This is a genomic window from Corallococcus interemptor (assembly GCF_003668875.1).
Taxonomy (GTDB): domain Bacteria; phylum Myxococcota; class Myxococcia; order Myxococcales; family Myxococcaceae; genus Corallococcus; species Corallococcus interemptor.
In genome coordinates this window covers 1-25,014 of the sequence record NZ_RAWM01000135.1, presented here as the reverse complement: position 1 = coordinate 25,014, position 25,014 = coordinate 1, and the positions used below count along the sequence as shown (strand labels likewise).

The window sequence follows — 25,014 nt, the reverse complement described above, 5'->3', positions numbered from 1 at the left end:
CAGATGGGTATAAGAGACAGACCTGCCGCCGCCCCCGCCCTCCACGCCGGCCGCGAGGAAGATGAAGCGCGGGGACACCACCGCGGCCTCCGCGCCCGCACGGGAGTACGCGGCGGACGAGTTCGCGTCCGCCGGTGCCCCTGCCCCCGCGGAGGCCCTGGCCGCCGCGGAGCCCCAGATGCGGCGCGCGTCCCCGGCCAAGCCCGCCCCGAGCGGTGCCCTGGCCCTGGGAGGCGCCGTGGTGGCCCCGGCGCCCACGCAGCTCATGGAGAAGTCCAAGAAGGAGCTGACGGACGACAAGGGCATCTCCGAGGGCGGCAACACCTTCGAGGTCTACAAGCCCAACGCCTTCACGGAGACGGCGAAGGACAACCTGTCCACCTTCGCGGCGGACGTGGACACGGCGTCCTACTCCATGGCGCGGCGCTACCTGCAGCAGGGCCAGCTGCCGCCCACCCACGCGGTGCGCGTGGAGGAGTTCGTCAACTACTTCAAGTACCGCTACACGCCGCCGGAGGAAGGCGCCTTCACGGTGCACCTGGAGGGCGCGCCGTCCCCCTTCAACGCGCGCCGCCAGTTCGTGCGCGTGGGCGTGCAGGGCAAGGTCGTCTCCCGTTCGCAGCGCAAGCCCGCGCACCTGGTGTTCCTGGTGGACACCAGCGGCTCCATGGCGTCGTCGGACAAGCTGCCGCTGGCCATCGAGTCCATCAAGGTCGCGGTGAAGAACCTCAACGAGAACGACACCGTGGCGCTCGTCACCTACGCGGGCTCCACGCGGGACGTGCTGCCCCCCACGCCCGCCACGGACGTGAAGAAGATCCACGCGGCGCTGGACACGCTGGTCGCGGGCGGTGGCACGGCCATGGGCTCCGGCATGGAGGCGGCCTACAAGCACGCGGTGAAGAAGGCCGCGGCCGGCGTGGTGTCCCGCGTGGTGGTGCTCACGGACGGTGACGCCAACATCGGCCCCAACCTGAGCCCCAAGGCCATGCTGGCCAGCGTGCAGAAGTACGTGTCCGAGGGCGTCACCCTCACCACGGTGGGCTTCGGCATGGGCAACTACCACGACTCGCTGATGGAGCAGCTGGCGGACAAGGGCAACGGCAACAGCTTCTACGTGGACAGCATGAAGGAGGCGCGCAAGGTCTTCGAGACGCAGCTGACCGGCACGCTGGAGGTCATCGCGAAGGACGTGAAGTTCCAGGTGGAGTTCAACCCCAAGGCCGTCAGCCGCTACCGCCTGATGGGCTACGAGAACCGCGACATCGCGGACAAGGACTTCCGTGACGACAAGGTGGACGCGGGCGAGATTGGCGCGGGCCACACCGTGACGGCGCTCTACGAGGTGGAGCTGACCGGCGACGCGCCGCAGGAACTGGCCACGGTGCGCATCCGCGCCAAGGCGCCCAACGGCACGGAGGCCAAGGAGCAGGCCTTCCCGCTCACCCGCGCCAACCTGAAGCCGTCCATGGACGCGGCCTCCTCCGACTTCCGCTTCGCCGTGTCCGTGGCCGCCACCGCGGACATCCTCCGCGCCGCGCCCGCCGCGGAGGGCTGGAGCCTGGGCACCGCGCAGAAGCTGGCGGAGGGCGCCGTGGGCGGTGACGCCGACCGCACCGAGTTCGTCCGCCTCATCGGCCAGGCCCGCGCGCTGATGAGCGCGTCCGCCAGCGGCCGCTAGACAGTACCCAGCACGACACACCGGGGAGACGCGCAGCAAGGGGGGCCCTGCCCGCCACCGGGATGCACCGGTGGCGGGCAGGGCTTTTTCAGGGGTGCTTCAGATGGTGGTGATGACGGGGGGCGTGGTGGTGGTGAAGAAGTCGGTGAACTTCGCCACCCAGTAGGTCCCCGACTTGCCGCCGATCTTGCACGCCTTGGTGCCGGAGGCGCTCAGGTCGGTGCCGTTGGCGGAGATGTTGGCGCCGCCCGTGAGGATGCTGCCCGTCATGTAGTCGCAGTAGATGTCCGCGTTGCGCGTGGTGGAGAGCGTGGTGGGGTCCACGGCGCGCACGGCCATGACGGTGGCGGCCGAGCCGCTCCAGCCGTTCTTCATCGTGAAGCCCACCGCGAGCCCCATGCTGGAGCCGGAGAGGGACACCGTGCCCGGCGCGGCCAGCGGAACGGTCTGGACCACCACCGACTGGCCCGTCGTCAGCGTACAGCTGGCGCCGCCCGTGCGGGTGATGACGATGTTGTACTGCGGCGGCGAGGTGGTGATCTGCACCGTGGTCGCTTCGTAGTCACAGCCCTGCGAGGACGCCGTCGTCAGACGCGCGCTCTGCTGCGACAGCTCCGCGCCGTCCTCCGCTTCCGGACCACCACAGGCGGAGAGCGCGAGGGCGGAGCCAAGGCACACCACGGACGTCAGCTTGTTCTTCAGCATGGAAATTCCTTTCCTTTTTTGGGAGGGGAAGGCCCGAACGCTAACAAGTCTGTCTGACAGGACCAAGACACAGAGTCCTGCTTGTCCTTGACGCGGAGCGACGCGTGTATAGTGCGCGGTATGAAACGACCCGCTTCATTGCAGAATGCGTTGGTGTTGGCCCTGGCCTCGCTTGCCTGTGGGGCATGCGGAGACTCTGCCTCGGGTGGGGGCGTGCCGCTGGGTTCCGAGCAGAAAGGGATTGCGACCTTCTACGACGCCACCGGTGAGGGCAACTGCAGCTACGACAAGAGCGGCGACCTGATGGTGGCCGCGATGAACCGCGAGCAGTACGCAGACAGCGCCGCCTGTGGCCAGTGCGTGGACATCGTGGGGCCCAAGGGCAACGTGCGCGTGTTGATCGTGGACCAGTGCCCGGACTGCGACAAGGGCCACCTGGACCTGTCACGCAAGGCCTTCGACAAGATCGCCGAGGCCAAGGACGGCAGGGTCAACATCACCTGGACGCCGGTGTCCTGCGACGTGGCCGGCCCGGTGAAGTACCACTTCAAGGACGGCAGCAACCCGTGGTGGACGGCCATCCAGGTTCGCAACCACCGGCTGCCCATCCAGAAGCTGGAGTGGCGGCGCGACGGTGATTGGAAGTCCCTGAAGCGCGAGAGCTACAACTACTTCGTCACCGACTCCGGCGTGGGCGAGGGCCGCTTCCAGCTGCGCGTGACGGCCTCCGACGGGCAGCAGCTGGTGGACTCCGTGGAGAAGGTGCTGGACGACGACACGGTGGACGGGGCGGAGCAGTTCGCGCCCCAGAAGTAGGCACGCCCTTCTTCCACCCCGTCCGTCACGGCATCAGAACGTCATGATGGACGGGGCCGTCTCACTGGTGAAGAAGTCCGGGTAGCTGGCCACGTACGTGTTGCCCGAGCCCGTCTGCCCGTAGAGGGTGCCATTCTTCGTGCCGGACACGGTCAGCGTCGTCCCGTTGGAGGCGATGGACAGGCTGCCCGAGTAGATGGAGCCCCGGCCCAGGTACACGGACAGCCCCGCGTACCGGACGATGTCCAGCGTGTCCGGAGCCACGTGCCGGATGCCCAGGGACTGGGGCGAGCTGCCGCTGACGCTCGTCTTGTACGTGTAGCTCACGGCCACGCCCAGGTCGTTGGCCGCCAGCGACAGCGTGGGCGCGGTGCCGGTGGAGGTGCCCACCACGACGCTGCCCGCGCCGTACGCGCAGGTGGCGTCCGCCGCGCGCGTGACGGTGACGTTGTAGACGGGGGGCAAGGTGCCCGGCTGCGCCGCGGACGACACGGTGAAGGTGCAGCCCTGGGAGGTCCCCGTCACCAGCGCGGACTCCTGCGTGGCGAGGCCGTCCTCCCCCTCCACACCAGCGCCACACGCCGTGAGGCCCATGACGGCGCAAAGAGAAACAACAGACTTGAGGTTCAGCATGGCATTGCACTCCAGGGCTGGGGTGAACTGCGCCGCCCCTCCTAACACGACCTAGTCACTCTCCTCATGCAATGAGTGCTTTTAAGATGAGAACATCCCCCTGGAAGAGATCAAGGCAACTTGATAGCACTTACACGTCACCTAAGCGCCTTGAAGCGTTTAAAAACCTCTCTAAACTGATTCTCAATCCTAGGCACGGTGTTCGACCCAGGGACCACCTGATGCTCCCAATCTTCTCGCCGATGGCTCAGCAATTGCTCAACCGAATCCGACCCAGTGTTTACAACCAAGAACCGGGCCATGCACGATATGTCCGAGGCAAGACCAAGGAAAGCTCTTGCCATCCCCAACGGCAAATTACTTGCATAGAATTTGCATTCTGCAGCAAGGATCACCTTGGCTGAACGAGGAGACACACTGTTCATACGACATGTCTCAGCCTCATCCTTGAACATCACTGCAACATCGCATTCGTGCAGCACCCTAGACTTCCCCTCAACACGCACGCCAATATGGGCCTCAAGAACAGGCTTCCCAGGAATAGAAATCTCCGCATGCGTGTAGGCATGCTGTGTTGAGAAGATGTATCCAGGGCTGGTCCTAAAAACAAAGGTTGAGGGAGTCGTCCCATCTACGTTGTAGTAGGCAATCGAAGCCCCTTCCGCACGAGCCGCTCTCAACACCAAGGAGAATGTATAAGCCTCGAAAATATCTGAGTGAGCGGACGCGGTAGAAAGCCCCGGGGAGATGGCACTCCCCAAAGCGGCTTGAATCTCGCTCAGAAGGTTTGCTCTAATTGGCATCAATCTGCTCCCGGAGTTCAGATATCAAAGCCCCGAGTTTTCCAAGCGCCTCTTTGCGCTCTCCGATGGCTTGACCAAGACGTATAGACTCTCCTAGCTCCTCCTCATCCGGCTCAAACCTGACATCGCCTGATTTTTCCTGCCGAAAGAATTCTGTAGCAGCCGACTCCATATCTGCTGTCTGAGTCACTGCTCGCTCGATCCCATCAAGCAACAGGCCAAGTCGATCCTTTCGCGAATAATCAAGTGTTTTAATCAACACCTCCTTCTTGCGCTGCGGCTTCCGGCTTTTAGAACCACTACGCGGGACTTCAAGTGAACTGGATAAGGTATCACGAGGCAGTTCCAGTTGCTCCATCGGAACAGACTCCCGCTTCGTCTGACCAACGCGAACTTGCTCCAATACTTGCGCCACCACCCATCCGAGGTCGAGTTCTCCCAAGATGGATGTAAGCTGCCGAAAAACTTTATCAGCCTCCTGCTCGTCCATCACTTAACGCTCCTTCATGACTCGACCATTCAGCGTTGATAGGTTCCAATTGCGCGGCTTGGCCACTTCCCATGGGCTACCAGTCACTTTCCAGAGAGGGTCTTCCTCGGGAATTACCGAAATGATCCGACAGCAACAAGACTCAACGCAAAACATTAAACGACCTCTTCACAACCCCTATCGCCGCAGCATGCCGCGCAGCAGCTCCAGGGCTTCGGTGACGCCCTGCCAGACCTGGAGCGCCTTGATGCCTTCGCCTTCGCCCTGCACGTTGCGGCGGGCGGCGCGCTCCAGGGGCAGCAGCGCGCCCTCCACCAGTTCAATCTGCCGGCTGAGCTCCGCCGGTGAAGGGCCGTTCGCGGCGCGCTGGAGCGACTCCGCCGGAGTGGGCAGGGACACCGACACCGGCCGGTCCGCCAGCGCCGTGATGGCCTTGGCCAGCTGCGCCATGTACGGGCCGAAGTCCGGCGCGGCGGCCTGGGGCATGGGCGCGTTGCGCAGCGTGGGCGCCTCGTCCGCCTGGGTGGCCACGCGCTCGGTGAGGGCCTTGAGCAGCTGCGCCAGGTGCTTGAGGTACGGGGCCAGGTCGGTGGCCGGAGCCTGGGGCTGAGCCGGAAGCGTGACCTGGGGCGCCGGGACGGAGACCTGCACCGGCGGCTTCTGGGCGGCCTCGCGGCCCACGCGGGCCACCTCCAGCACGGCCTCGCGCAGGGCCTCCAGGTGCGGGGCCACGGGCGTGTCGCCGCTGGGGGCGTTCACCTGCGCGGCGGCCTGCACCACCGCGTCGCGCACGGAGCCCAGCTGCTCCTCGATGGCGCCCAGCTGCCCGGTGACGCGCGCCACGGGGTCGTCCTCCTTGCCCCCCATGCGCTTGACGCGGGCGAAGCCCTGCTTGATCTCCTCCCAGCGCTTCGCCTTCTCCGGCGTCAGGCGCCCGCGCATCTCCGCCAGCTTGAGCAGGTTCTGCTCCGCCGCCGTGGTGAGCGTCTGGGATTCACCTTGGTAGTGGTCGTCGATGCGGCGCTCCAGCTCGTCGTCCGTCATCGCGGAGACGACCTTCTCCGCCAGCTTGCCCATGTTGCGGTAGCTGCCCTGCAGCTTGAACGGAGGCTCCGTGCGGAAGCGCTCGTCCTGCGCGGCGGACGCGATGTACTGGAGGTTGACCTTGAGCAGCACCTGCTGGACCCGGAAGAGCCGCTGGAAGACGGCGATGATCTCCTGGAGCTCCGCCGCCGCGTAGCCGTGCTTCAGCTCGCCAGAGGGGACGTCCTCGCCCTTGGCCATCCGGATGAGGCGGTGCACGTCCTGCGGGTCGCGCGTGGCCAGCGGCGCCAGCACCGGGTTGGAGGTGAGCGCGTTCTCCAGGTAGCTGAGCGCGAACAGCTCCTCCTTGCCGTCCAGGATGTCACCCAGGTTGTAGGTGTCCGCGCGGTTGGCGAGCATGTCCGGGATGCGGAAGCGCTCACCCGTCTCCGTGTACGGGTTGCCCGCCATCACCACGCAGAACTTCTTGCCGCGCAGGTCATACGTGCGCGTCTGGCCATTCCAGACACCCTCCACGCGGCGCTGGCCGTCGCACAGGGAGATGAACTTCTGGAGCAGCTCCGGGTCCGTGTGCTGGATGTCGTCGAGGTAGAGCATCACGTTGTTGCCCATCTCGAAGGACAGGTTGATGCGCTCCACCTCCTGCCGCGCGGTGGCGTTGGGCGCCTCCGACGGATCCAGCGACTTCACGGAGTGGCCCAGCGCCGGCCCGTTCACCTTCACGAAGGTGAGGCCCAGGCGGCTGGCCACGTACTCCATCAGCGTCGTCTTGCCGTAGCCCGGTGGCGACATGAGCAGCAGCATGCCCATGCGGTCCGTGCGCTTGCCCTCGCCCGCCGCGCCCAGCTGCTTGGCCAGGTTCGCGCCGATGAGCGGCAGGTACACCTCATCGATGAGCCGGTTGCGCACGAAGCTCGTGAGCACCTTGGGCGTCAGCTCCTCCAGCCGCAGCTTGCGCCGCTCGCGGTCCAGCAAATCCCTCAGGTACGCGCGGTAGGCCACGTACGCGGGCACGCGCACCTGGCGGAACTCCCCCAGCCGCGACAGGAACTCGTCCAGGCGCAGGGACAGCTTGCGCTCCTGGATGCGCGGGTGGCTGCCCAGCAGGCCCGTGGCCTCCGTGGCGGTGAGGGCGCCCGCCGTCTCGCGGTCCAGCTTGCGGTCCGTGACGAGCACCACCGCCGTCTCCAGCGCGACGTGGGCCGCGTCCCCGGGGCCGCCCTCGCGCTTCACCAGGAACGCGTCCACCCAGGCGCGTGCGATGCGCAGGCGCTCCGGCAGGTTCTTCTCCAGGCCGCGCAGGTCGTCGTCGAACGCGCTGCGCGAGCCGTGGCGGTCCAGGTGCGCGAGGAAGGCGTCCTTCAGCGCCAGGGCCTCGCGGCTGGTGGTGAAGCGCGGGCGGTCCACCGCCAGCTCCTCCGCCAGGTAGCGGCCCGCCTGCCGTCCCTCCGCGGGCGAAGCAGCGAGGCCGTGGCCCTGGAGGAACGCGAGCACGCGCTCCCCCAGCTCATCCCCCAGCGCCACCAGGTCCGAGCCGATGTCGAACGCCTGCCGCAGCCGCGCGAGGCTGCGCGCGCGCCGGTGGAACACGCCCCGGAGCGCGTCGTCCGTGTCGAACGCCCAGTACAGCGCGGCCCAGGCGCGAGGCACCGGGGCGAAGCGCAAGAGGCCCGCGCCCTGGTGCAGCGCGAGCAGCTTCTCCAGGAGCGCCGTCGCGTCCGCGTCATGCACGCCGCGCTCGTAGCCCTCGTCGAAGCGGTCCGCCGCGTACGCGCGCACGCGCTCCATCAGCTGCCCCTGCGCGCCGGCCTCGTACAGCGCCGAGAGCGTCAGGCCGCCCTTCCCCTCCTCCGCGTCCATCAGCAGGCCCGCGGCCAGGTACTCCGCGCGGTACACGTCGCGCGTCTCGGAGACCAGGTGCTGATCCCACAGCTCGCGGTACTTCAGGAGCTCCGGGTCCTCCAGCTTCTGCGTGTAGTCGGAGCCGGTGAGCTGGAGGTACAGCGCGCCGTCGCGCGGCACCAGCGTCAGCTCCAGCGGCTGGGTGTTCACGTGGAAGCGGTATTGCCCCAGCTTGATGAGGCCTTCGCCGCCCTCGAACAGGTCCTGCTTGTCGCGCAGCGCGCGCAGGGCGTCCTGCTTCGCGGACTTCACCCGCGACAGGACTTCATCCGCGCGCACGCTGTCCTGGAGCGCCAGCAGCTGTTCGGCCAGCTGCCGCAGCTTGAGGATCATCGCGTCGGACGCGAAGTAGGCGTTGAGCTCGTCGTCCGCCTTGAACGACTTCGCCCGGCGCTGCACGCCCTGGAGGATGCGCTCCGCCGCGCCGAAGAGGCCCGAGGCCCGGCGCTGCCGCTCGTCCACCAGCGCCTGCTTGCGAGCGCCAAAGGCCTCCAGCAGCTCCTCGCGTTTCTGGGTGATCTGCCCCAGGAACTCGTCGAACTCGCCGAAGCGGCCTTCCAGCTCCTCCAGCAGCACGGTGAGCCTGGAGAGCGCCTCGTCGCACTTCTCCGGCGAGTCCGCCTGTGACAGCGCGTTCTCGATGCTCTGCCCCAGCAGCTTGAACTGCGCGCCGAACTCCGCGCGCTTCTCCTTGCCGGACAGCTCCTTGCGCTTCGCCTGGAGCCCCGCGCGCACGCGGTTCAACCGGCTGAACAGCTCGGAGATGCCCTCCAGGATGCGAGCCCGGGCCAGCGGGTCGCCCACCTGGAGCCCGCCCACCACCTCGCCCAGGACCTCCAGGCCCTGCCCGGTGCGATCCACGTCCTCGGCCAGCGGGGCCATTTCGGCCGTGGTCGTCAGAGGCTCCAGCCGCTCCAGCAGCCCATCCAGCCGCGAGGCCAGGGGCTGCAGCGCCTCGCCCTTCTGGAGGAAGTCCACGCACGCGGTGCTCACCGCGTCGGACGCGGCCACCACGGCCTGCTCCAGGGCGTCCACGCGCCCCAGGTCCATGTAGCGGACGTCCTTCAACGTAATCAGGTGCCCGCGGTGCCGGCGCAGGTCCGCCAGCGCGCGCATGAAGCCCTCGGCGTCCGTGAGGCCTTCGGGCTGCGAGTTGAGGAGCAGCGTCTCCTGCGCCTGCTGCGCCTGCGCGAGCGACTCCTGCGCTCGCTTGCGCATCGCGAGGACCTTCTCGAACTCGTCGATGATGAGCTCGGAGGTGCGGCGCAGCTGCTCGATGGGCTCCTGGAGCCCCACTTCCGCGTGGGACAGCCAGTAGTACGCGTCCAGCGCGCGCGAGGCCGCGGAGACCAGGTCCTCGTAGGTGCGGCGCGTGGGCTTGTCCGTCTTCGCCACGCGCGGCAGCGTCAGCGCGTCGCTGATGCCGCGCACCAATTCCGCGTTGCCCACCTTGCCCAGGTAGCCCGGCGCGGGGGGCAGCTTCGCCGCGTGCTCGTCGGAGACGAACGGCGTCTGCCACACCTGCATGGGGTGCACGCGGGTGGGCTCCTGCGACGTGGCACGGAACACCACCAGCCCGCCGTCCGCGAAGAGGCTCATGCCGTTGGCCTGCAGCGGCGTCTGCACCTCCTTGCGCACCAGGTTGTACGGGAAGAGCACGTACGCGCCGTCATCCCGGCGGTGGAAGACGTAGAGCACGTCCTCCCCGTTGGGCGAGCGCACCGCCTGGTGGAACTCCATCCCCTCCGACGCGCCGTCGAAGACCTTGTAGTCGCCCGTCTGGAGGTAGTAGCCGCCCGGGAAGACGATGCCCTGGTCCTCCGGCAGCCGCACACAGGACTGGCCAATGGCGTCGATGCGCACCACGTGCTGCGTGCGCGAGTTGAAGACGAGGTAGCGGTGCGCCTTCTCCCGGAACGGCAGGATGCGCAGGAGGATGAGCCCGCCCACCTGCGTCCAGGCGAACTCCGCGTCGTCCAGTGACTGGTCCGGGTCGTCCACCGGCTCGCTGTAGATGCCCAGGCCGGTGGTGGTGTTGTCCTCCACCTTCACGGTGAGGTCGCCCTTCACCGTCTCCACGAAGACCTGATCCAGCACGTTGACGTGCGGGTGCTGGCCCAGCACGTACTGCTCGCGCGTGGCCACCGTCCACTCGAAGTCGTGCGACGGCGGGTAGACGTGGTCGCGCTCGCCCTGGTTGTCCACGTAGGTGGCGCGGCCCTCCACGTCCACGTTGAAGCGGAAGACCTTGAGGTCGCGCGCGGACTGGCCCGTCTGGAACACCGCGAGCAGGCGCGAGTCCCGGCGCCGCAACTGCAGCAGCTTCGCGTCCTTGTAGTACTTGTACAGCTCGCCGAAGTCCTTCACGAACCGGGGGTCCGCGAGGAAGCCGCCGGCCTCCGTGGGAGGCACGGCGGACAAATCAAACCCCTCGGCCGTCTTCTCGAAGCGGTGCAGCGAGAAGACGTCCGAGACGTTCGTCTCCTTCTTCAGGCCGATGAAGACGTTGTAGCCGAAGAGGAGGTACTTCCCGACGCTGACGATGTCGCGGGGGACGCAGTTGTTCTCCGTGCGCACCCGCTCATTGCCGATGACGGTGAGCTCCGTGCCGCCAAACAGCGCCTTGCGCCGGGCGTTGAGGTCGTTCGCCTGGGTCGCCAGCGCGTCCGCCTGGGAGAGGAGGCGCGCACGGATGACCTCGTAGCTGCCGCCCTCCAGCGTCGCCTCGCCCCCGGGCGCCTGGGCGCCCGGGGTCTTGGTGCTGTCAGTTGCCATGGATGTTCACCGGAAAGGGATTGCGATTGGCGGGAGGCTTCAGCCCTGCTGCTTCTGCGCGAGGGCCGCGGCTTCCGTCTGCACCAGCGCCTTGATGCCGGCGGCGGTGCTCTCCGTGGGGCTCACCGACATGCGGTTGAGCAGCGCCGCGACGGCCAGGTTCTGCGCGTCGTTGCTGAGGCCCGGCTTGGAAAGGATCTCCTTCAGGTCCGCCGGCAGGTCCTTCTCACCGTTGAGGTAGCCGCCGAGCGCCTTCTTCAGGGCCTCGCCGTGGTCCAGCGCGCCGTCCACCGAGCTGCCGAAGGACACGGCCTTGATGAAGTTCTCGAAGAACTTCCCGTCGCCGCCGACGATCTGGAACTTCGCGTTGCTGAACGCCTGGCCGAGCACACTGGCCTGGGCCTGCGCGATGTCCTTGCGCACGTTGATGGCGGCCAGCTCCACGTCGCGCTCCTTCTGGAGGCGCAGGCGGTACTCCTCGTGCTCGCGGCCCACGCCGTCCAGGGCCTTCATCGCGGTGGCCTTCTCCGACAGGCCCCGGGCCTCGGCCATCAGCTTCTCCTGGATGGCGTTGGCCTCGGCGAGCAGCTTCTCGCGCGTGGCGAACGCTTCCGCCTCGCCGCGCTTGTGGATGGCGCTGGCTTCCGCCTCCTGCACGCGGGCGTTCGCCAGGCCCTTCTGCTCGGAGCCCGCGGCCTCGGCGAGCAGCTTCTCGCGCACCGCGGACGCCTGCGCCTGGCCCTGCTTCTCGATGACGGAGGCCTCGGCCTCCTTCACGCGCACCTGCGCCATGCCCAGCTTCTCCGTGGCGACGGCGTCCGCCTCACGCACGCGCACGCTGGCCAGGCCCGCCGCGGCGGACTCGGCCTGGATGCCTTCGGCCAGCCGCATCTTCGCCTTGGCCTGCTTGTCCGCGGCCTCCAGGTCGGCCTCGGCCAGGGTCAGCTTCTCCTTGGCGAGGAACACGGAGATCTTCGCGCTCGCTTCCGCGGCGGTGACGTCCTTCACGGACGCCTCTTCCGCGTGCGCCTGGGCGGTGATGATGATGGCGTCCTTGGTGCGCCTGGCATCCGCCGTCACGCGCAGGTCCTTGATGTTCTCCTCTTCCTGGGCGACGGTCTTCTCCACCGCGATGCGGGCGCGGACGACGTCCGCGATGGCCTTCTTCTCCGTCTCCAGCGCCTTCTCCTTCGCGATGCGCTGCAGCTCCGTCTCACGCTCGCGGTTGATGGCCTCCAGGGCGCGGTCCTTCTCCACGCGCTCGGTCTCCACGCCCACCACGCGCTCGCGGTTCTTCTGGGCCACCTGCACCTGGCGCTGCTTGTTCTCCTCGTTGATGGCGATCTCTTCTTCCGCCTTGATGCGCGCCAGCTGCGCCTTGGCGAACTCCTCGCTCTTCACGCGGTCGGCCTCGGCCGTCTCACGCGCCTGGATGCTGTCGATCTCGCGGCGCTGCTTGGCGGCCGCCTCCTCGCGCTGACGCTCGAGGGCGAAGATGGCCTCGTCGGCCTCCACGTTGCGCTTGGTCACCGCCATGCGCTCGGACTGGCGCAGCTCGTTGGTGAAGACGTTCTGCTCGGTGGTGAGCTGGGTGATCTTCCGGATGCCCTGGGCGTCCAGGATGTTGTCCTTGTCGAGCATCTCCACCGGGGTCTGCTCGAGGAAGTCGATGGCGCAGTCCTCCAGCATGTAGCCGTTGAGGTCGCGGCCGATGGTCTCCACCACCTTGTCCTTGATCTCATCGCGCTTGGTGTAGAGCTGCTCGAAGTTGAAGGACTTGCCGACGGTCTTCAGGGCCTCGGAGAACTTGGCCTCGAAGAGGTTCTCCAGCGTCTCCTGGTCAGAGGCGCGCGCGCAGCCGATGGACTGGGCCACCTTGAGCACGTCTTCACGCGTCTTGTTCACGCGCACGAAGAAGGTGACCTTGATGTCCGCGCGGATGTTGTCCTGGCAGATGAGGCCTTCCTTGCCGCGGCGGTCGATTTCCACCGTCTTCAGCGAGATGTCCATCACCTCCGCGCGGTGGACGATGGGCAGCACCACGGAGCCGGTGAAGGTGACCGTGGGCTCCGCCTTCAGCGTGTTGACGATGAGCACCTTGCCCTGATCCACCTGGCGGTAGAACTTGGCCACGCTGACGAAGATGCCGAAGAAGATGACGATGGCGACGAGAGCGATTGCCGCACTGGTGATGGGATCCATGGCCTATCCTGTGAAGTCCGTTGGGCGGGCCTTTTTCCAAGCACTCGGGGTCCCCCGCGAAAGCCACCCGGTGCCGATTGTCGCGCCCGTCCGGAAGGTGCCGGAGGACGCCAATGTTCATCGCTGCGCGCGCGCTCGCGCGATGGCCGCTGCCTTCAGCGGATCACGCAGCTGCTCCATTTCCTGGGGCAGGAGCCAGTCCACCGGCTCCACCTCGTACACGCCCCGCTCCGCGTCGTAGCCGAGGATCAACGCCGGCTGGCCGCGCTTGAGCTGGTTGGGCTTGTCACAGAAGACGTTGAGGATGAGGCCCGCGGCCCCGTCGTCGAAGGTGGCGTGACCGTCCTTCGCCGTCACGCTGCCGCTGGAGATGGTGCACACGCGGCCCATCAGCGCCTCGCGGCCCGGGGCCTTCTTGGCGATGAAGATGGGGCGCAGGGGCCGCACCGCGATCCCGCTCGCCACCGTGGCCACCACGAAGCAGCCGAGGCCCAGGCCCGTGCTCACGAGCCACGAGGGCAGCATGGAGAGCAGCGAGTGCGTGGCCTGTCCGCTGAGCAGCGACAGCGACCAGGAGAGGAACACCACCAGGCTCACCGACACGGTGACGGGGATGCCCCCGAAGCCCAGCGCCGCGAGCAGGCCGGTGGCGGCCTCCGCGTCGTGCAGGTGCGAGTGCCCCGCGTGGCCGACGTCATGGCCCCCGAGGGCCTTCGCGCCACCCTCCAGGATCCCCGAGGTGGCCTTGGCGCCGCCCTCGAACGCGCCGCTCATCGCCTTGGCGCCGCCCTCCAGGGCCGAGTCGCCATCCAGCATGTCGATACCCGCCGCGCCGATGATGACGCACAGCCAGTACGCCAGCACCACTCCGAGGAGGATGGTGAAGATCGCGGTCGGGAACGCCAGCAGGGCGGCGAGGAAGGTGGTCATGCCTCGGGAATAAATTTGGAGGTGGGAGTCGCAACGAACTCTAAACGACTGCACCCATATCCGAAAATGCCACCCGGGCTTTTCCGGTTGCCTGCTCTCCATGCCTCCAGGGGGCAACCGGATTGCCGCCCCGGCGTAGGCTGCGCACTACAGGGAGGCGATGTCCTCCCACGCCACCGTCTCAGAATCCGAGCCCCCCCAGCCCGCGAGCCGCCACGGAATGACCCAGCTGGAGCGGCTCCGGCAGAGCGGCCACCGGAGGCTGGGCACGATGAAGCGCGGCTTCCGCTACGTGGACGCGCGGGGCCGCGCGGTGTCCCACGCGGAGCGGGAGCGCATCAACGCACTGCGGCTGCCGCCCGCCTGGACGGACGTGGCCATTTCGCCCAAGGCCTCCGCGAGGCTCCAGGCGGTGGGCAGGGACGGCGCCGGCCGCTGGCAGTATCGCTACAGCGAGGCGCACACGCAGAAGCAGCGCGATGCGAAGTACCAGCGCATCGTGGGCTTCGCGCAGGCGCTGCCGAAGATGCGGCGGCAGGTGAGCAAGGACTTGCGCAAGCGCGGCCTGGTCAAGGACCGGGTGCTCGCGGGGATGCTGCGCATCCTGGGCACCTGCTTCATCCGGCCAGGCAGCGAACGCTACGCCGAGGAGCACGGCAGCTTCGGGCTGGCCACGCTGCGGGCGCGGCACGTGAAGGTGCATGGCGACACGGTGGTGTTCGACTACCCGGGCAAGTCCGGCGTGCGGCAGCACCGTGAGCTGAAGGACCGGCGCGTGGCGACGCTCGTGCGGCAGCTGCTGAAGGTGCCCGGGCGGGACGTCTTCAAGTTCGTGCTCGACGACGGCGCGGTGGTGGACGTGCGGCGCCGGCACATCAACGAATACATCCAGCAGGTGATGGGCCCGGGCTACAGCGCGAAGGACTTCCGCACCTGGGCAGGCACGCTCATCTGCGCCTGCGCGCTGGCCAGGGCCCGTGAGCGCGTGAAGGAGGACGGCGACAACGGCCCGGTGAAGAAGACCGTGCTCAAGAAGAGCATGGTGGCCGCCGTGCGCGAGGCCTCCGAGCAGCTGGGCAACACACCCGCGGTCGCGAAGGCGTCGTACATCTACCCGTCCGTGCTCGTCCTCTTCGAGAGGGGCCAGGTGGTGGACCGCTACTTCAAGTCGGTGGATGAGCTGACGGCGAACGCGGGCGAAGGCATGCACTGCTCGGAGAAGGCGCTGCTGCACATGCTGGGCAAGTCGAAGGGTGCCGTGAAGCAGGCGTCCGTGTAAGAGTCCCGAGGAGGAGGCATTCCCCTGGCACCTTTCCTCGGCCCCAATCGCGCGCGGGTCCTCCAATGGCTGAGCGCTCCCGGCGCGGAGCAGCGGCTGCCCTTGCATCTGGGGCGTGGCAGTCCGACCGCGATCATCTCCGTGAAGGAGGGACAGTGGCGGTTGGAGCCGCTGGTCCTCGACGCGGAAGCCAACGCCCGCCGGTACGAGGAGTCCATGCGGACCAGGGGCATGTGGATGCCCGAGATGGAGTGGCCCAGCCTGAAGCCGGGGGAGCCCATCCTCTCCGCGAATTCGCGCGAGGAGTTCATCGCGAAGCTGGAAGCGTTGAACTGGACCTACGGTTGACCGTGCCCGAGTACGTCACCCACCGCGGCGCCCTGCCCCGCGCGGAGCTGGAGTCCCTGGGGGATGCCCTGCTCGGCTCGCGCTTCGTCGCGCGCAGTCCGCTGATGGGGACCTTCCGCGCGAGCCGGGGCTTCGCGTTCATCTTCACGCGCGAGGGCCGCGCGACGCTGGAGGCCCGCTTCCCGTTCCTGTCCGTCTACCTGCGGCGCATCCTGGACGACGACACCGCGCGCGGGCTTTTGCCGTGGACGCAGCGCTGGTTCGGCGGCCGTGACACGCGTCCGCGTCCCAACGCGTTCTATCTGAACCTGCTGCTGCTGGACGCGGGCACGCCGGTGGGGCGCCACATCGACGCGACGTTGCAGGAGCCGAGCGGCGTTCCCAACGCGACACCCGAACACGTGAGCGTGCTGTACCTGCGCGTTCCGCGAGGGGCGAAGGGAGGCGCGCTGCGGCTGCTGCGCGACAACGAGCTCCAGGGCGAGGTGCGGCCCCGGCCGGGCCTGCTGGTCCACTTCCGGGGCAACCTCCAGCACGAGGTCCAGGCCTTCACGGGCGGCCCGGAAGGCGCCCTGCGCGCGAGCCTCGTCTGCGAGCAGTACGCGTTCACGGACGAAGTGCTCGCCCGGCTCCCGGCATTCCGCATCCAGTCCAAGGCGGGCTTCTCCGCCTACCTGGAGGCCCAGCGCGAGCGCGACGGCGCGTCCCCTTCCGTGGGAACGCTGGAGGAGTGAGCGGCCACCCGGGCTGACCACCGCTTGCGCCCACCGGGCTCCATCCCAAGGCTTGAGGTTCAGCTTTCGACTGGGAGGATGATCATGGCGGGCAAGAAGCTGGAGGGTTACGGCGAGACCAGTGAGCAGCGCCAACGGCACCTGGAGAATGATGCGTTCTCCGAACGGGCACCCCAGAAACCCGAGGAGCTGGAAGAGGCGCGCACGGAGCCAGAGGACGGTCATCAGGTGGCCGTCATCCATCCGTTGGATTCGGACATCCCGAACGGCGAGCGCTGAGCCATTCCTCGCGGTGGACTGTTAGGGTCCGCGCCCGCGATGAGCCAGAGCCTGACCCTGCTTGCTGGTCCCGACGCCCTGCGCATCCTCCGTGGGCTCGGCTGCATGTCGTGACGACCCGGTGCAAGGGATTGCTGGGGGTGGAGGACTCCCGCGTGCAGCTCGCGGGCTTCGTGCTGGGCGCGCTGGCGAACGCGGTGAGCCGCAAGACGCTGGGGCTCCACATGGAGCGCGTCGTGTTCCACACCGCCGGAGACACCAGCCCCTTCGCCGGACTCAAGGACCTGCCGTCCGTGCACTGCCCGCTGACCCGCGAGAACCTGCGGCCGGCGCTCATCGCGTCGGGCTCCATCCCGATGGTGCTCGCGGGCGTCCACGACATCCCGGGGGCTCCGCCCGGCACGTACCGGGACGGCGGCGTCGTCGACTACCACCTGGACGTCGACTACGGCACGAGCGACGGGCTGGTGCTCTATCCACACTTCTATCCGTACGTGGTGCCCGGCTGGTTCGACAAGTCGCTCAAGTGGCGCCGCGCGGGGCCGCTCAACTTCCGCCGCGCGTTGATCATCACGCCGTCCCCCGCGCACCTGGCGCGGCTGCCTGGAGGCCGCATCCCGGACCGCGCGGACTTCACGGGGATGAAGGCCGACGACCGGATCCGCGCGTGGAAGCAGGTGCTCACCGAGGGCGACCGCATGGCGGATGAACTGCGCGAGCGGATCGCCTCCGGCCGCATCGCGGAGCACGTCCAGCCGCTATAACCAGGCTCAGGAAGCGAGCCACGTGCGAAGCGTGGCGTAGACCTCCGGGTGGTCGAGCAGGTCCAGGTGATTCGCGCCCGGGATGATGCGCTGGTGCGCTTCCGGGAACCGCAGCGTCAGCTCCGGCAGGGCATGGCGCCCGAGCGCGCTGTCCACCGGGACCAGGCCGTCACCGGGCAGCCGCTCCGCCAGTGCCTTCGCGGTGGTCGCGGCGACCGCGTAGCAGTCCACGCCCTCCGGCAGCGTGAGGCCGCGACGAACATCCCCACCCCACCCGAAGCGCTCGCGTCCCTCCCAGTGCGCGTCGAGCACGTTGCCGAAGCGAAGGTCCGTGACTCCGGCACCGCGGATCCGTCCCAGCCGTGCGAACGGCGCGCTGTACGGGCTGAACTCCAACAGCACGTCCACCCAGCTTCCACCGCGCTCCAGCGGAGAACCGTGATGGGGCGAGCCAAGGCAGACGAGCCGCCGCAACAAGGGGCGCCAGCCATGGCCCGCGCTCTCCGCCGCGAGGCACGCGCTCCGCACCACGAGCCCACCCATGCTGTGCCCCAGGAGCGTCACCGATTCGAGCGGCACGGGCCAGCAGGACACGAGCTGTTCCAGCAGCTCCGAGAACGCACGCCCGTTCCGCGAGATGTGCAGACCGCTGTTGTAGTGGAGATACACCGGCGTGTAGCCGAGGTCGCGCGCCAGCGCCGCGCCGTGGTCATGCCCTCGCCGGCTCCACTGCAGGTCGTTCATCGAGGAGCCATGGACCAGCACGAGCAGCCGGCGCCCTGCCTCCGGAAGGGCGGCGCGCAGGGCCCCAGGCTCCAGTTGCAACGGCTGTCCGTGGACCCGGAACGCCATCGGGATGGCGAGCGGGTTGCCCTGCTCCTCCAGCGCATCCCCCAGCACCCCGTTCAGCGCGGAGAGCACGGCCTCTCGCTGGGGTCCCGGAGCACTGTCGCCCAGCCACGGTGAGAGCTGCCCGAGCACGGCATCGACTCCGTCCCCGACGTGCCGTGTGACTTCCTGAAGCGTCGAGTAGATCCACCCCGTCACGGCCCGCGCCGGTCGCTCCAGCGGCCTTCCCAGGACGGACGGCCCACTGGCGATGGTGCAGTGCACGTCCCCGACAAGCCCCATCACGCTCCGGGTGGCCTGCACCACGAGGTGACTGACACCCCGCAGGACCTCCGCGTTCTTCCCTGCTCCCGGCGACCGGCTGCTCATGGCTCGTCCCTCCATGGCCAAACCTACCGGACCGTAACCTACCGGACCGTAGGGTCCAGGGTCAAGCCGGGGATCGCCTCAAGCGCTCCAGCTCCTCGCGCAGGGAACGGTTCTCCGCGCGAAGCGTCTGGAGCTCGGTCGACACCGGACGCAGCAGCTCGTCGAGCTCCGCCTCGGTGAACCGGGGCGTGATGTGCTTGGGGCAGTTCCAGTCGAAGCCCTCCACCCGGAGCACGAAGCCACGCTCGGCCTTCGTGCCCTCTCCGGCAACCTCCAGGCGCTCCATCGTCGCGGGGTCCGTTTCGCGGGTGATGACCGACGCGTGCGCCAGGACCTTCAGGCGGGCACGGTTCGGGTAGTCCACGAAGATGAGCGCGACCCGGTCGTTCTCGCTGACGTTGCCCGCGGAGATGTACTGCTTGTTGCCCCGGTAGTCCGCGAAGCCCAGCGTGTGCGGTTCCAACACCCGGACGAAGCCCGGAGGACCGCCCCGGTGCTGGATGTAGGGCCAGCCGTTCGCACCCAGGCTCGCCATGTAGAAGCTGTCACGCTGGGACAGGAACTCCGCCTCGTCGGGCGAGAGCACGTCCGGCGCGTCCCCTGCCCTCTCCATGCGGGCGTAGGCCGCACGGCTCCCGAACTGTTGCTGCAGCGCCTTCACAGCGGGCGTGAAGGCAAGTCTTGCGAAGCGGCCCATGGTTTTCTCCCTCGATGCACTCCGTATAGCCATGGGGCGTGCTGAAATAATCAGCTGGACCGGCAAGACTTCATTGCCAACTCCGCAAGAATCATGGACCAGCTCTTCACGCTTCGAACGTTCGTCGCCGTCGCCCGGCAGCGCAGCTTCACGGCCGCCTCCCGCCACCTGCGCATCTCTCCGTCCGTGGCGACCCGTGCCGTCGCCCAGTTGGAGGAGCGGCTGGGGCTCGCGCTCCTCACGCGCACGACGCGCTCCGTGCGCCTCACCGAACGCGGACAGGTGTACCTGGAGAGCTGCCAGCGGCTGCTGGAGGACCTGGACGAAGCCGAGCGCCGCGTCCGGGGCGAGAACGCCGAGCCCCGAGGCGAGCTCCACCTCGCCGCCCCCATCGTCTTCGGGCGGCTCCACGTCCTGCCCGTGGTCCAGAGGCTGCTCGTGGCGCATCCGGACTTGTCCATCCGCTTGCAGCTGTCGGACCGGAACCAGCACCTCGTGGACGAAGGCATCGACGCGGCCGTCCGCCTGGGGGAGCTGAAGGATAGCAGCCTCATCGCCCTCAAGGTCGCCACGGTCCGCCGCGTGCTGGTGGCGAGCCCCCGCTACGTGAAGCAGCGCGGTGCGCCCCGCTCACCCGCGGAGCTGATCCGCCATCAGCTCATCGACTTCGAGAACCTCAACACGGCGAACGAGTGGCGCTTCGGCGCGAAGGAGCAGGCGGTCCGCGTCCAGCCCCGCCTCATCGTGAACAGCGCGGACGCGGCCATCGCTGCGGCGGAGCAGGGCCTCGGCATCGCGCGCACGCTGTCGTACCAGGTGGCGGACGCGGTGCTCGGGGGGCGGCTCGTCCTGGTCCTCGGGGCGTTCATGCCGCCTCCGGTCCCGGTGAGCGTCATCTACCCCGGCCGCCGGAGCGCCTCCGCGAACGTGGGCGCGTTCGTCCGCACGGCGCGCAGCCACTTCGAGCAGCACCCGCTGCTGCCCGTCGAGGCGTGGCGCCCGGCCAGACGCTGAAAAAGCGAAAGGGCCCCGGCGTTTCCACCGGGGCCCTCTCTCAAGTTGCGGGGGCAGGATTTGAACCTGCGACCTTCGGGTTATGAGCCCGACGAGCTACCAGGCTGCTCCACCCCGCGTCACCGTGACGCGGTACTGCTGTTATCACCTTGAACACCCGGGGTCGAAACTTTCATTTCGACCCCGGGCTCTTCAAGTTGCGGGGGCAGGATTTGAACCTGCGACCTTCGGGTTATGAGCCCGACGAGCTACCAGGCTGCTCCACCCCGCGGCGAGAACGAGAGGCTAAGTACCGAAGCCTCTCGTCAGCGTCAACAACTACTTACCAAGCTTGCTGAGCAGATCCGCGAAGGTGCCGAAGCCCTTCTTGCCAGCGCCCTGCGGCTGCTGCGTCTTCTGCCACGCCTCGACCTCGGCGCGCTCCTCCGCGCGGACCGCCGCGGGGATGGACAGGCGGATCTTCCCGGAGGCGTCGATGTCGATGATCGCCACCTTCAGCTCCTGGCCGATGGAGAAGTGCTTGCGGATGTCCGTGCCACGGTCCGTGCCCGTCTCGCTGGCGGGGATGAGGCCCTTGCCACCCGGGAACGCGAGGAACACGCCGTACTGCTCCAGCCGGTCCACCTTGCCCACGACGACCGCGCCCACCTTGGGACGGGGCGCCGCGGCCTGGGCGGCGGCGGCCTGCGCGGCCTGGGCCTGCTGCGCGGCGCGCTCCTCGGGAGGACGCTGGGCCTCCTCCTCGGAGATGCGGCGCAGGCCGATGCGCTTGTCATTGGGGTCGATCTTCTCGACCGCGACCCAGATGACCTCGCCTTCCTTCACGGCGTCGCGCGGGTGCGCGATGCGGCGGTCGCTCAGCGCGGAGATGTGCACCAGGCCGTCCACGCCCGGACGCAGCTCCACGAAGGCGCCGAAGGGCTGGAGCCGGACGACCTTGCCCTGCATGCGGTCGCCCTCCTTGATCTCCTCCAGCGCCTTCTTGAACGGATCCTCCTGACGCGAACGCAGCGACAGGGTGATGCGCTCCTTCTGCTTGGACTTGTCCGGGGAGTTGGGCTGGCCCTCCTCCATGCGGAGGATCTCCACCTCCACGTCGTCACCCTGCTTCACCACGTCGCTGGGGTGAGCAACGCGCGTGTAGGAGAGCTCGGAGACGGGGATCATGCCCTCCACGCCGCCCAGGTCCACGAACACGCCGAAGTCGCGCACGCCGGAGACCTTGCCCTTGACCGTCTTGCCCACGGCCAGGGTCTTGCGCGTCTCCGTGGCCAGCCGGCGCTGCTCGTCCTCCAGCAGCGAGCGGCGCGACAGCACCACGTTGCGGTCGCGCACTTCCGTCACGCGGAACTGGAGCTTCTCACCGATGAACTGATCCGGCTTCTCCACGAAGCGGATGTCCAGCTGGCTGATGGGGCAGAAGGCGCGCGTCTCGCCGATGGCGACTTCCACGCCACCCTTGTTCACGCTGAGGACCAGGCCCTCCACCGGCATGCCGGAGGCGCGGGCCTCCGCGAGCATGGCGAAGGACGCGTTGCCCTTGGCCAGCGCGCGGCTGAGCATGATGCCCTTGGCGCCCATCTCCACGACGTGCGCCTCCAGGCGGTCGCCCACGCCGAAGCGCAGGATGCCCTCGTCGTCCTTGAGCTCGCGCAGTTCGATCATCGCCTCGGACTTGGAGGCGCCGTCCAGCGACACGAACGCGGTGTCCGCGCCCAGCTGGAAGATGGTGCCGGCGACCTTCTCGCCCACGCGCACGCCGCGGCGGCCGGGAGCGCCACCGTCCTTGACCTGCGCCTCGAACATGTCCGCGAAGGACTCGGTCTCCGGGACCTCGTCGTACAGCGGGCTGGGCGGCGCGGGGGCCGGGGTCACCGGGCGCGGCGTCGGAGCCGGCGTGGAGGCCGCGGAGGCCTGCGCGTCGGCGCCCGTCTGCTCCGCGGTCGCGGTCGCCTCGGCGGGCTTCTCACCCTCCAGGGCGCGCGTCTCGATGGAGCCCGAGGCGCGCTTCACGACCACCATGGGCCCGGAGGGACGGCGCTCGCCGCCCCCGCCACCACCCCGGCGCTCGCCGCCACGGCCACCGCCGCGCTCGCCACCGCCGCGGGGCGCGTCGCCCTGGGGACGGGGCTGCGACTGGGCGTCGCGAGGACCGCGATCACCGCGGCCCGGGCCGCGCTTCTCATCGCGATCGCCACGGCCACCGCCGCGCTCGTTGCCCTGGCCCCCCGAAGGGATGCCCAGCATCACGTCGCCAAACGTGGCCTTCGGCTTCTTGGGACCGAAACCGCCAGGACCGCCCGAATTTCCGCCGCTCTTCTCGTCGCTCACTGCCGAGACCTTCCGTTGACGATTTCCGACCCGGGACTTCCTTGAAGTCAGGGCCTCTTGAAAAAGGCGGCGCACTCTACACGCGCGCCATGCCCGGAGGAAGCCGCATACGGCACTCCTCTTCACAAAGGGCCTCCTATCGCAACGGAAAGGGGCCTGTCCTGCATTCCGTTTGAGCTCCCAGGCATTGCCTGGAAGGCAGCCGTCCCGCCGGGCGCCGCGCCGCGTCTACCGGGCCAGACCCAGCCGCCGGCCCACCTTGCGGAAGACGGCGCCCGCCTCTGGGACACCCAGCGCGGCGGACACCGCGAAGTAGACGACCCCGAAGGGCACGGCCGTGGCCAGCAGCCCCAGCACCGGGTGCAGCCGGGGCGGCACCAGCAGCCCCCCGCCCCACTCCAGGTCCACGCCGGGCATGGGTCCCAGGAGGCCCGTGAGCCCCTGTTTGACGGCCAACGCCACGAGCCCGCCCACCACCGCCGCGCCGTAGAGCCGGGGCAACAGCCCCGAGGGCAGGCCCACCGGCCCCACCATGGAGCGCAGCTTGCGGCGCAGGAGCGTGGTCTCCACCCAGGCCACGATGCCGCTGGACAGGGTGAGGAACGCCGCGCCCAGCTCCCGGGGCAGGCCCAGGCGCTCCGGTAGCCACAGGGCCAGGAACCAGGCCTTCACGGTGCCCAGGGCCACGCGCACGATGGCGTAGCGCAGCGGCGTCTTCGGATCCTTCAGCGCATAGAAGGCGGAGGCGTAGAGCCGGCCCACGGTGGAGGCCACCAGCCCCACCGACGCGCCCATCAGGAGGTACCAGAGGTAGCGCGAGTCCGAGGCCCCGAAGCGGCCCGTCTGCAGCAGCGCGCCGCTCACCAGGTCGCCCAGGAAGAGGAGCGCGGCGGCGGACGGCACCACCCAGAAGGCGATGCGGCGCGAGCCCGCGTCGATGCGGCTTCGCAGCTTCTCGTGCGCCTGGGCCTCCCCTTCCGCCGTGGCGCGCGCCATCTCCGGCAGTTCCGCGGCGGACACCGCCATGCCGAAGAGGCTCACCGGGATGAGGTAGATGGTCTGCGCGTAGAGGAGCGAGGACAGCGCGCGGTTGGAGATGAGCGACGCGAAGGCGGTGTCCACCCACGCGCTGAACTGCACCACGCCGCGCCCCAGCACCACCGGGCCGAAGTTCTTCAGCACCTGGCGCACGGACGCGCTGGCCAGCGACAGCACCGGGCGGAAGTGGCCCAACAGGCGCATCACCGTGGGCACCTGCACCGCGAACTGGAGGAAGCTGCCCAGCACGACACCGTAGGCCAGCCACTCCGTCAGGGCCTCCTCCGCGGCGCGGCCCCCGGACGTGCCCTGCCAGTTGCCCACCACGAGCAGCGTGGCGATGATCACGACGTTCCACACCACGGGCGCCAGGTACGACAGGAGGAAGCGCCGGTGGCTGTTGAGGATGCCCAGGCACCACGCGCTCAAGACGAGGAAGCCCGTGCCCGGAAAGAGGATGCGCACCAGCCGCACGGCCAGGTCGCGCTCGCCGCCCTCGAAGCCCGGCGCGATGAGGTCCACGAACAGCGGCGTGGCCAGCATGCCCAGCGCCACCATCACGCCCGTGGCCAGGGCCAGCAGGCCGAACACCGCGCCCGCGACCCGGTCCGCCTCGTCCGCGTCCTTCTTGCCCAGGAGCTGGGCATAGACGGGGATGAAGGAGCCGGACAGCACGCCTTCGCCAAAGAGGTTCTGGAGGAAGTTGGGGATGCGCAGCGCGGCCTTGAAGACGGCGGCGGCCTCCGCGTTGCCGAGGTAATGCGCGAAGACGCGCTCGCGCACGAGCCCCATCAGCCGCGACGCCAGGATGCCAATGCCCACCAGCATCGCGCCCCGCCCTCCCGCGCTGCGTTCAGGGATGGACGGTGAAGGGGCGGCCGGGGAGCCGGACGGAGGAGGCGAGACGGGTGCGGGGGCGGTCACGAAGGGCCGGACTCTACGTCCGGCGTTCTTCGGCATGCAGCAGGAAACCCTTCGACCGCTGTTTCACTTGACGGTCTCCCCACGGGTTGCGAGGGTCCGCCCCCAATGGCCGGAAAGTCCGACACCGAGCGGTCCGACGTCGCGCGCATCCGCGCCGTCCTGGCGCGCGAACTCGAGACCATCAACGAGTACGAGGCGTTCGCCGAGGACTCCTCGAATCCGGAAGTGAAGGCCTTCTTCCTCCACCTGGCGGCCGAGGAGAAGGAGCACGTGTCCGAGGCCACCCACATGCTCCGGATGCTCGACAAGGGTCAGGACTCGCACTTCGCGAAGCCCTTCGTCCCCGGCCACTTCCAGGCCGCCGTGGGGAACGTCCCCTCGGAGCCCGCCCTGCCAGCCGCCCCGCC

General features: G+C 68.6%; 20 protein-coding genes and 2 tRNA genes. 9 read left to right on the top strand and 13 right to left on the bottom strand.

Annotation, left to right across the window (positions count from 1 at the left end; genetic code table 11):
• The first annotated feature begins 61 nt into the window (after positions 1-61).
• Positions 62-1,681: a vWA domain-containing protein gene (locus D7X96_RS32375; RefSeq protein ID WP_121771493.1), complete on the top strand. Its 1,620-nt coding sequence runs from the start codon at positions 62-64 to the stop codon at positions 1,679-1,681.
• A 99-nt stretch (positions 1,682-1,780) separates the two neighbouring features.
• On the opposite strand, the gene D7X96_RS32370 is transcribed toward D7X96_RS32375, so the two are convergent.
• Complete coding sequence (locus D7X96_RS32370) at positions 1,781-2,386, bottom strand: hypothetical protein (protein ID WP_120551559.1); 606 nt, start codon at positions 2,384-2,386, stop codon at positions 1,781-1,783.
• 213 nt (positions 2,387-2,599) lie between these two features.
• On the opposite strand from D7X96_RS32370, the gene D7X96_RS32365 reads away from it, so the two are divergent.
• A complete protein-coding gene (locus D7X96_RS32365; RefSeq protein WP_120551558.1) occupies positions 2,600-3,202 on the top strand; it encodes an expansin EXLX1 family cellulose-binding protein in 603 nt (200 codons plus the stop codon).
• A 33-nt stretch (positions 3,203-3,235) separates the two neighbouring features.
• Here D7X96_RS32365 and D7X96_RS32360 read toward each other — a convergent pair whose 3' ends face one another.
• The 6 genes from D7X96_RS32360 to D7X96_RS32345 form a co-directional block, all read right to left on the bottom strand.
• Positions 3,236-3,835: a hypothetical protein gene (locus D7X96_RS32360; protein WP_120551557.1), complete on the bottom strand. Its 600-nt coding sequence runs from the start codon at positions 3,833-3,835 to the stop codon at positions 3,236-3,238.
• A gap of 137 nt (positions 3,836-3,972) precedes the next feature.
• The gene (locus D7X96_RS39715) at positions 3,973-4,638 is read right to left on the bottom strand and encodes a hypothetical protein (protein WP_147468445.1); all 666 of its coding nucleotides are present in this window, start codon (positions 4,636-4,638) and stop codon (positions 3,973-3,975) included.
• Positions 4,628-5,128, bottom strand: coding sequence for a hypothetical protein (locus tag D7X96_RS39710; RefSeq protein WP_147468444.1), 501 nt, complete (start codon positions 5,126-5,128; stop codon positions 4,628-4,630). Before D7X96_RS39710 ends, D7X96_RS39715 begins: the two co-directional genes overlap by 11 nt.
• Positions 5,129-5,305: 177 nt before the next feature.
• Positions 5,306-10,849: a DNA repair ATPase gene (locus tag D7X96_RS32355; RefSeq protein WP_121771492.1), complete on the bottom strand. Its 5,544-nt coding sequence runs from the start codon at positions 10,847-10,849 to the stop codon at positions 5,306-5,308.
• Positions 10,850-10,888: 39 nt separating this feature from the next.
• Positions 10,889-13,051 (bottom strand): flotillin family protein, encoded by a 2,163-nt coding sequence (locus tag D7X96_RS32350; protein WP_120551555.1) that lies wholly within the window; start codon positions 13,049-13,051, stop codon positions 10,889-10,891.
• A 117-nt stretch (positions 13,052-13,168) separates the two neighbouring features.
• Positions 13,169-13,981, bottom strand: a complete 813-nt coding sequence (locus D7X96_RS32345) for a hypothetical protein (RefSeq protein ID WP_121771491.1) — start codon at positions 13,979-13,981, stop codon at positions 13,169-13,171.
• Between the two features lie 220 nt (positions 13,982-14,201).
• Between D7X96_RS32345 and D7X96_RS32340 the strand changes: the two genes are divergently transcribed.
• The 5 genes from D7X96_RS32340 (at position 14,202) to D7X96_RS32320 (ending at position 17,385) form a co-directional block, all read left to right on the top strand.
• Entirely contained in the window at positions 14,202-15,260 is a 1,059-nt protein-coding gene (locus D7X96_RS32340; protein ID WP_120551553.1) for a DNA topoisomerase IB, read from the top strand.
• Positions 15,261-15,362: 102 nt separating this feature from the next.
• A complete protein-coding gene (locus D7X96_RS32335; RefSeq protein ID WP_121723397.1) occupies positions 15,363-15,608 on the top strand; it encodes a hypothetical protein in 246 nt (81 codons plus the stop codon).
• A 2-nt stretch (positions 15,609-15,610) separates the two neighbouring features.
• Positions 15,611-16,342, top strand: a complete 732-nt coding sequence (locus D7X96_RS32330) for a 2OG-Fe(II) oxygenase family protein (RefSeq protein ID WP_120551551.1) — start codon at positions 15,611-15,613, stop codon at positions 16,340-16,342.
• A gap of 84 nt (positions 16,343-16,426) precedes the next feature.
• On the top strand, positions 16,427-16,621 hold the full coding sequence (locus D7X96_RS32325) for a hypothetical protein (RefSeq protein WP_120551560.1): 195 nt from the start codon (positions 16,427-16,429) through the stop codon (positions 16,619-16,621).
• A 110-nt stretch (positions 16,622-16,731) separates the two neighbouring features.
• On the top strand, positions 16,732-17,385 hold the full coding sequence (locus D7X96_RS32320) for a hypothetical protein (protein ID WP_244219802.1): 654 nt from the start codon (positions 16,732-16,734) through the stop codon (positions 17,383-17,385).
• Between the two features lie 6 nt (positions 17,386-17,391).
• Here the strand turns inward: D7X96_RS32320 and D7X96_RS32315 are convergent, their stop codons facing one another.
• The gene (locus D7X96_RS32315; RefSeq protein ID WP_121771489.1) at positions 17,392-18,603 is read right to left on the bottom strand and encodes a lipase family alpha/beta hydrolase; all 1,212 of its coding nucleotides are present in this window, start codon (positions 18,601-18,603) and stop codon (positions 17,392-17,394) included.
• Between the two features lie 61 nt (positions 18,604-18,664).
• Positions 18,665-19,300, bottom strand: a complete 636-nt coding sequence (locus D7X96_RS32310; RefSeq protein WP_121771488.1) for a pyridoxamine 5'-phosphate oxidase family protein — start codon at positions 19,298-19,300, stop codon at positions 18,665-18,667.
• A 93-nt stretch (positions 19,301-19,393) separates the two neighbouring features.
• Here D7X96_RS32310 and D7X96_RS32305 point away from each other — a divergent pair, with 93 nt between their 5' ends.
• On the top strand, positions 19,394-20,314 hold the full coding sequence (locus D7X96_RS32305; protein ID WP_121723398.1) for a LysR family transcriptional regulator: 921 nt from the start codon (positions 19,394-19,396) through the stop codon (positions 20,312-20,314).
• Between the two features lie 45 nt (positions 20,315-20,359).
• On the opposite strand, the gene D7X96_RS32300 is transcribed toward D7X96_RS32305, so the two are convergent.
• The 4 genes from D7X96_RS32300 to murJ form a co-directional block, all read right to left on the bottom strand.
• A tRNA-Met gene (locus D7X96_RS32300) sits at positions 20,360-20,433 on the bottom strand.
• A 78-nt stretch (positions 20,434-20,511) separates the two neighbouring features.
• Positions 20,512-20,585, bottom strand: a tRNA-Met gene (locus D7X96_RS32295).
• Positions 20,586-20,632: 47 nt separating this feature from the next.
• On the bottom strand, positions 20,633-22,645 hold the full coding sequence (locus D7X96_RS32290; protein ID WP_121771487.1) for a S1 RNA-binding domain-containing protein: 2,013 nt from the start codon (positions 22,643-22,645) through the stop codon (positions 20,633-20,635).
• Positions 22,646-22,873: 228 nt separating this feature from the next.
• Entirely contained in the window at positions 22,874-24,511 is a 1,638-nt protein-coding gene (gene murJ / locus D7X96_RS32285; RefSeq protein ID WP_167510907.1) for a murein biosynthesis integral membrane protein MurJ, read from the bottom strand.
• Between the two features lie 201 nt (positions 24,512-24,712).
• Here murJ and encB point away from each other — a divergent pair.
• Positions 24,713-25,014 (top strand): encapsulin nanocompartment ferritin-likeEncB family encapsulin nanocompartment ferritin-like cargo protein cargo protein (gene encB, locus D7X96_RS32280; RefSeq protein ID WP_279637412.1); only part of this gene is annotated, 302 nt, incomplete at its 3' end.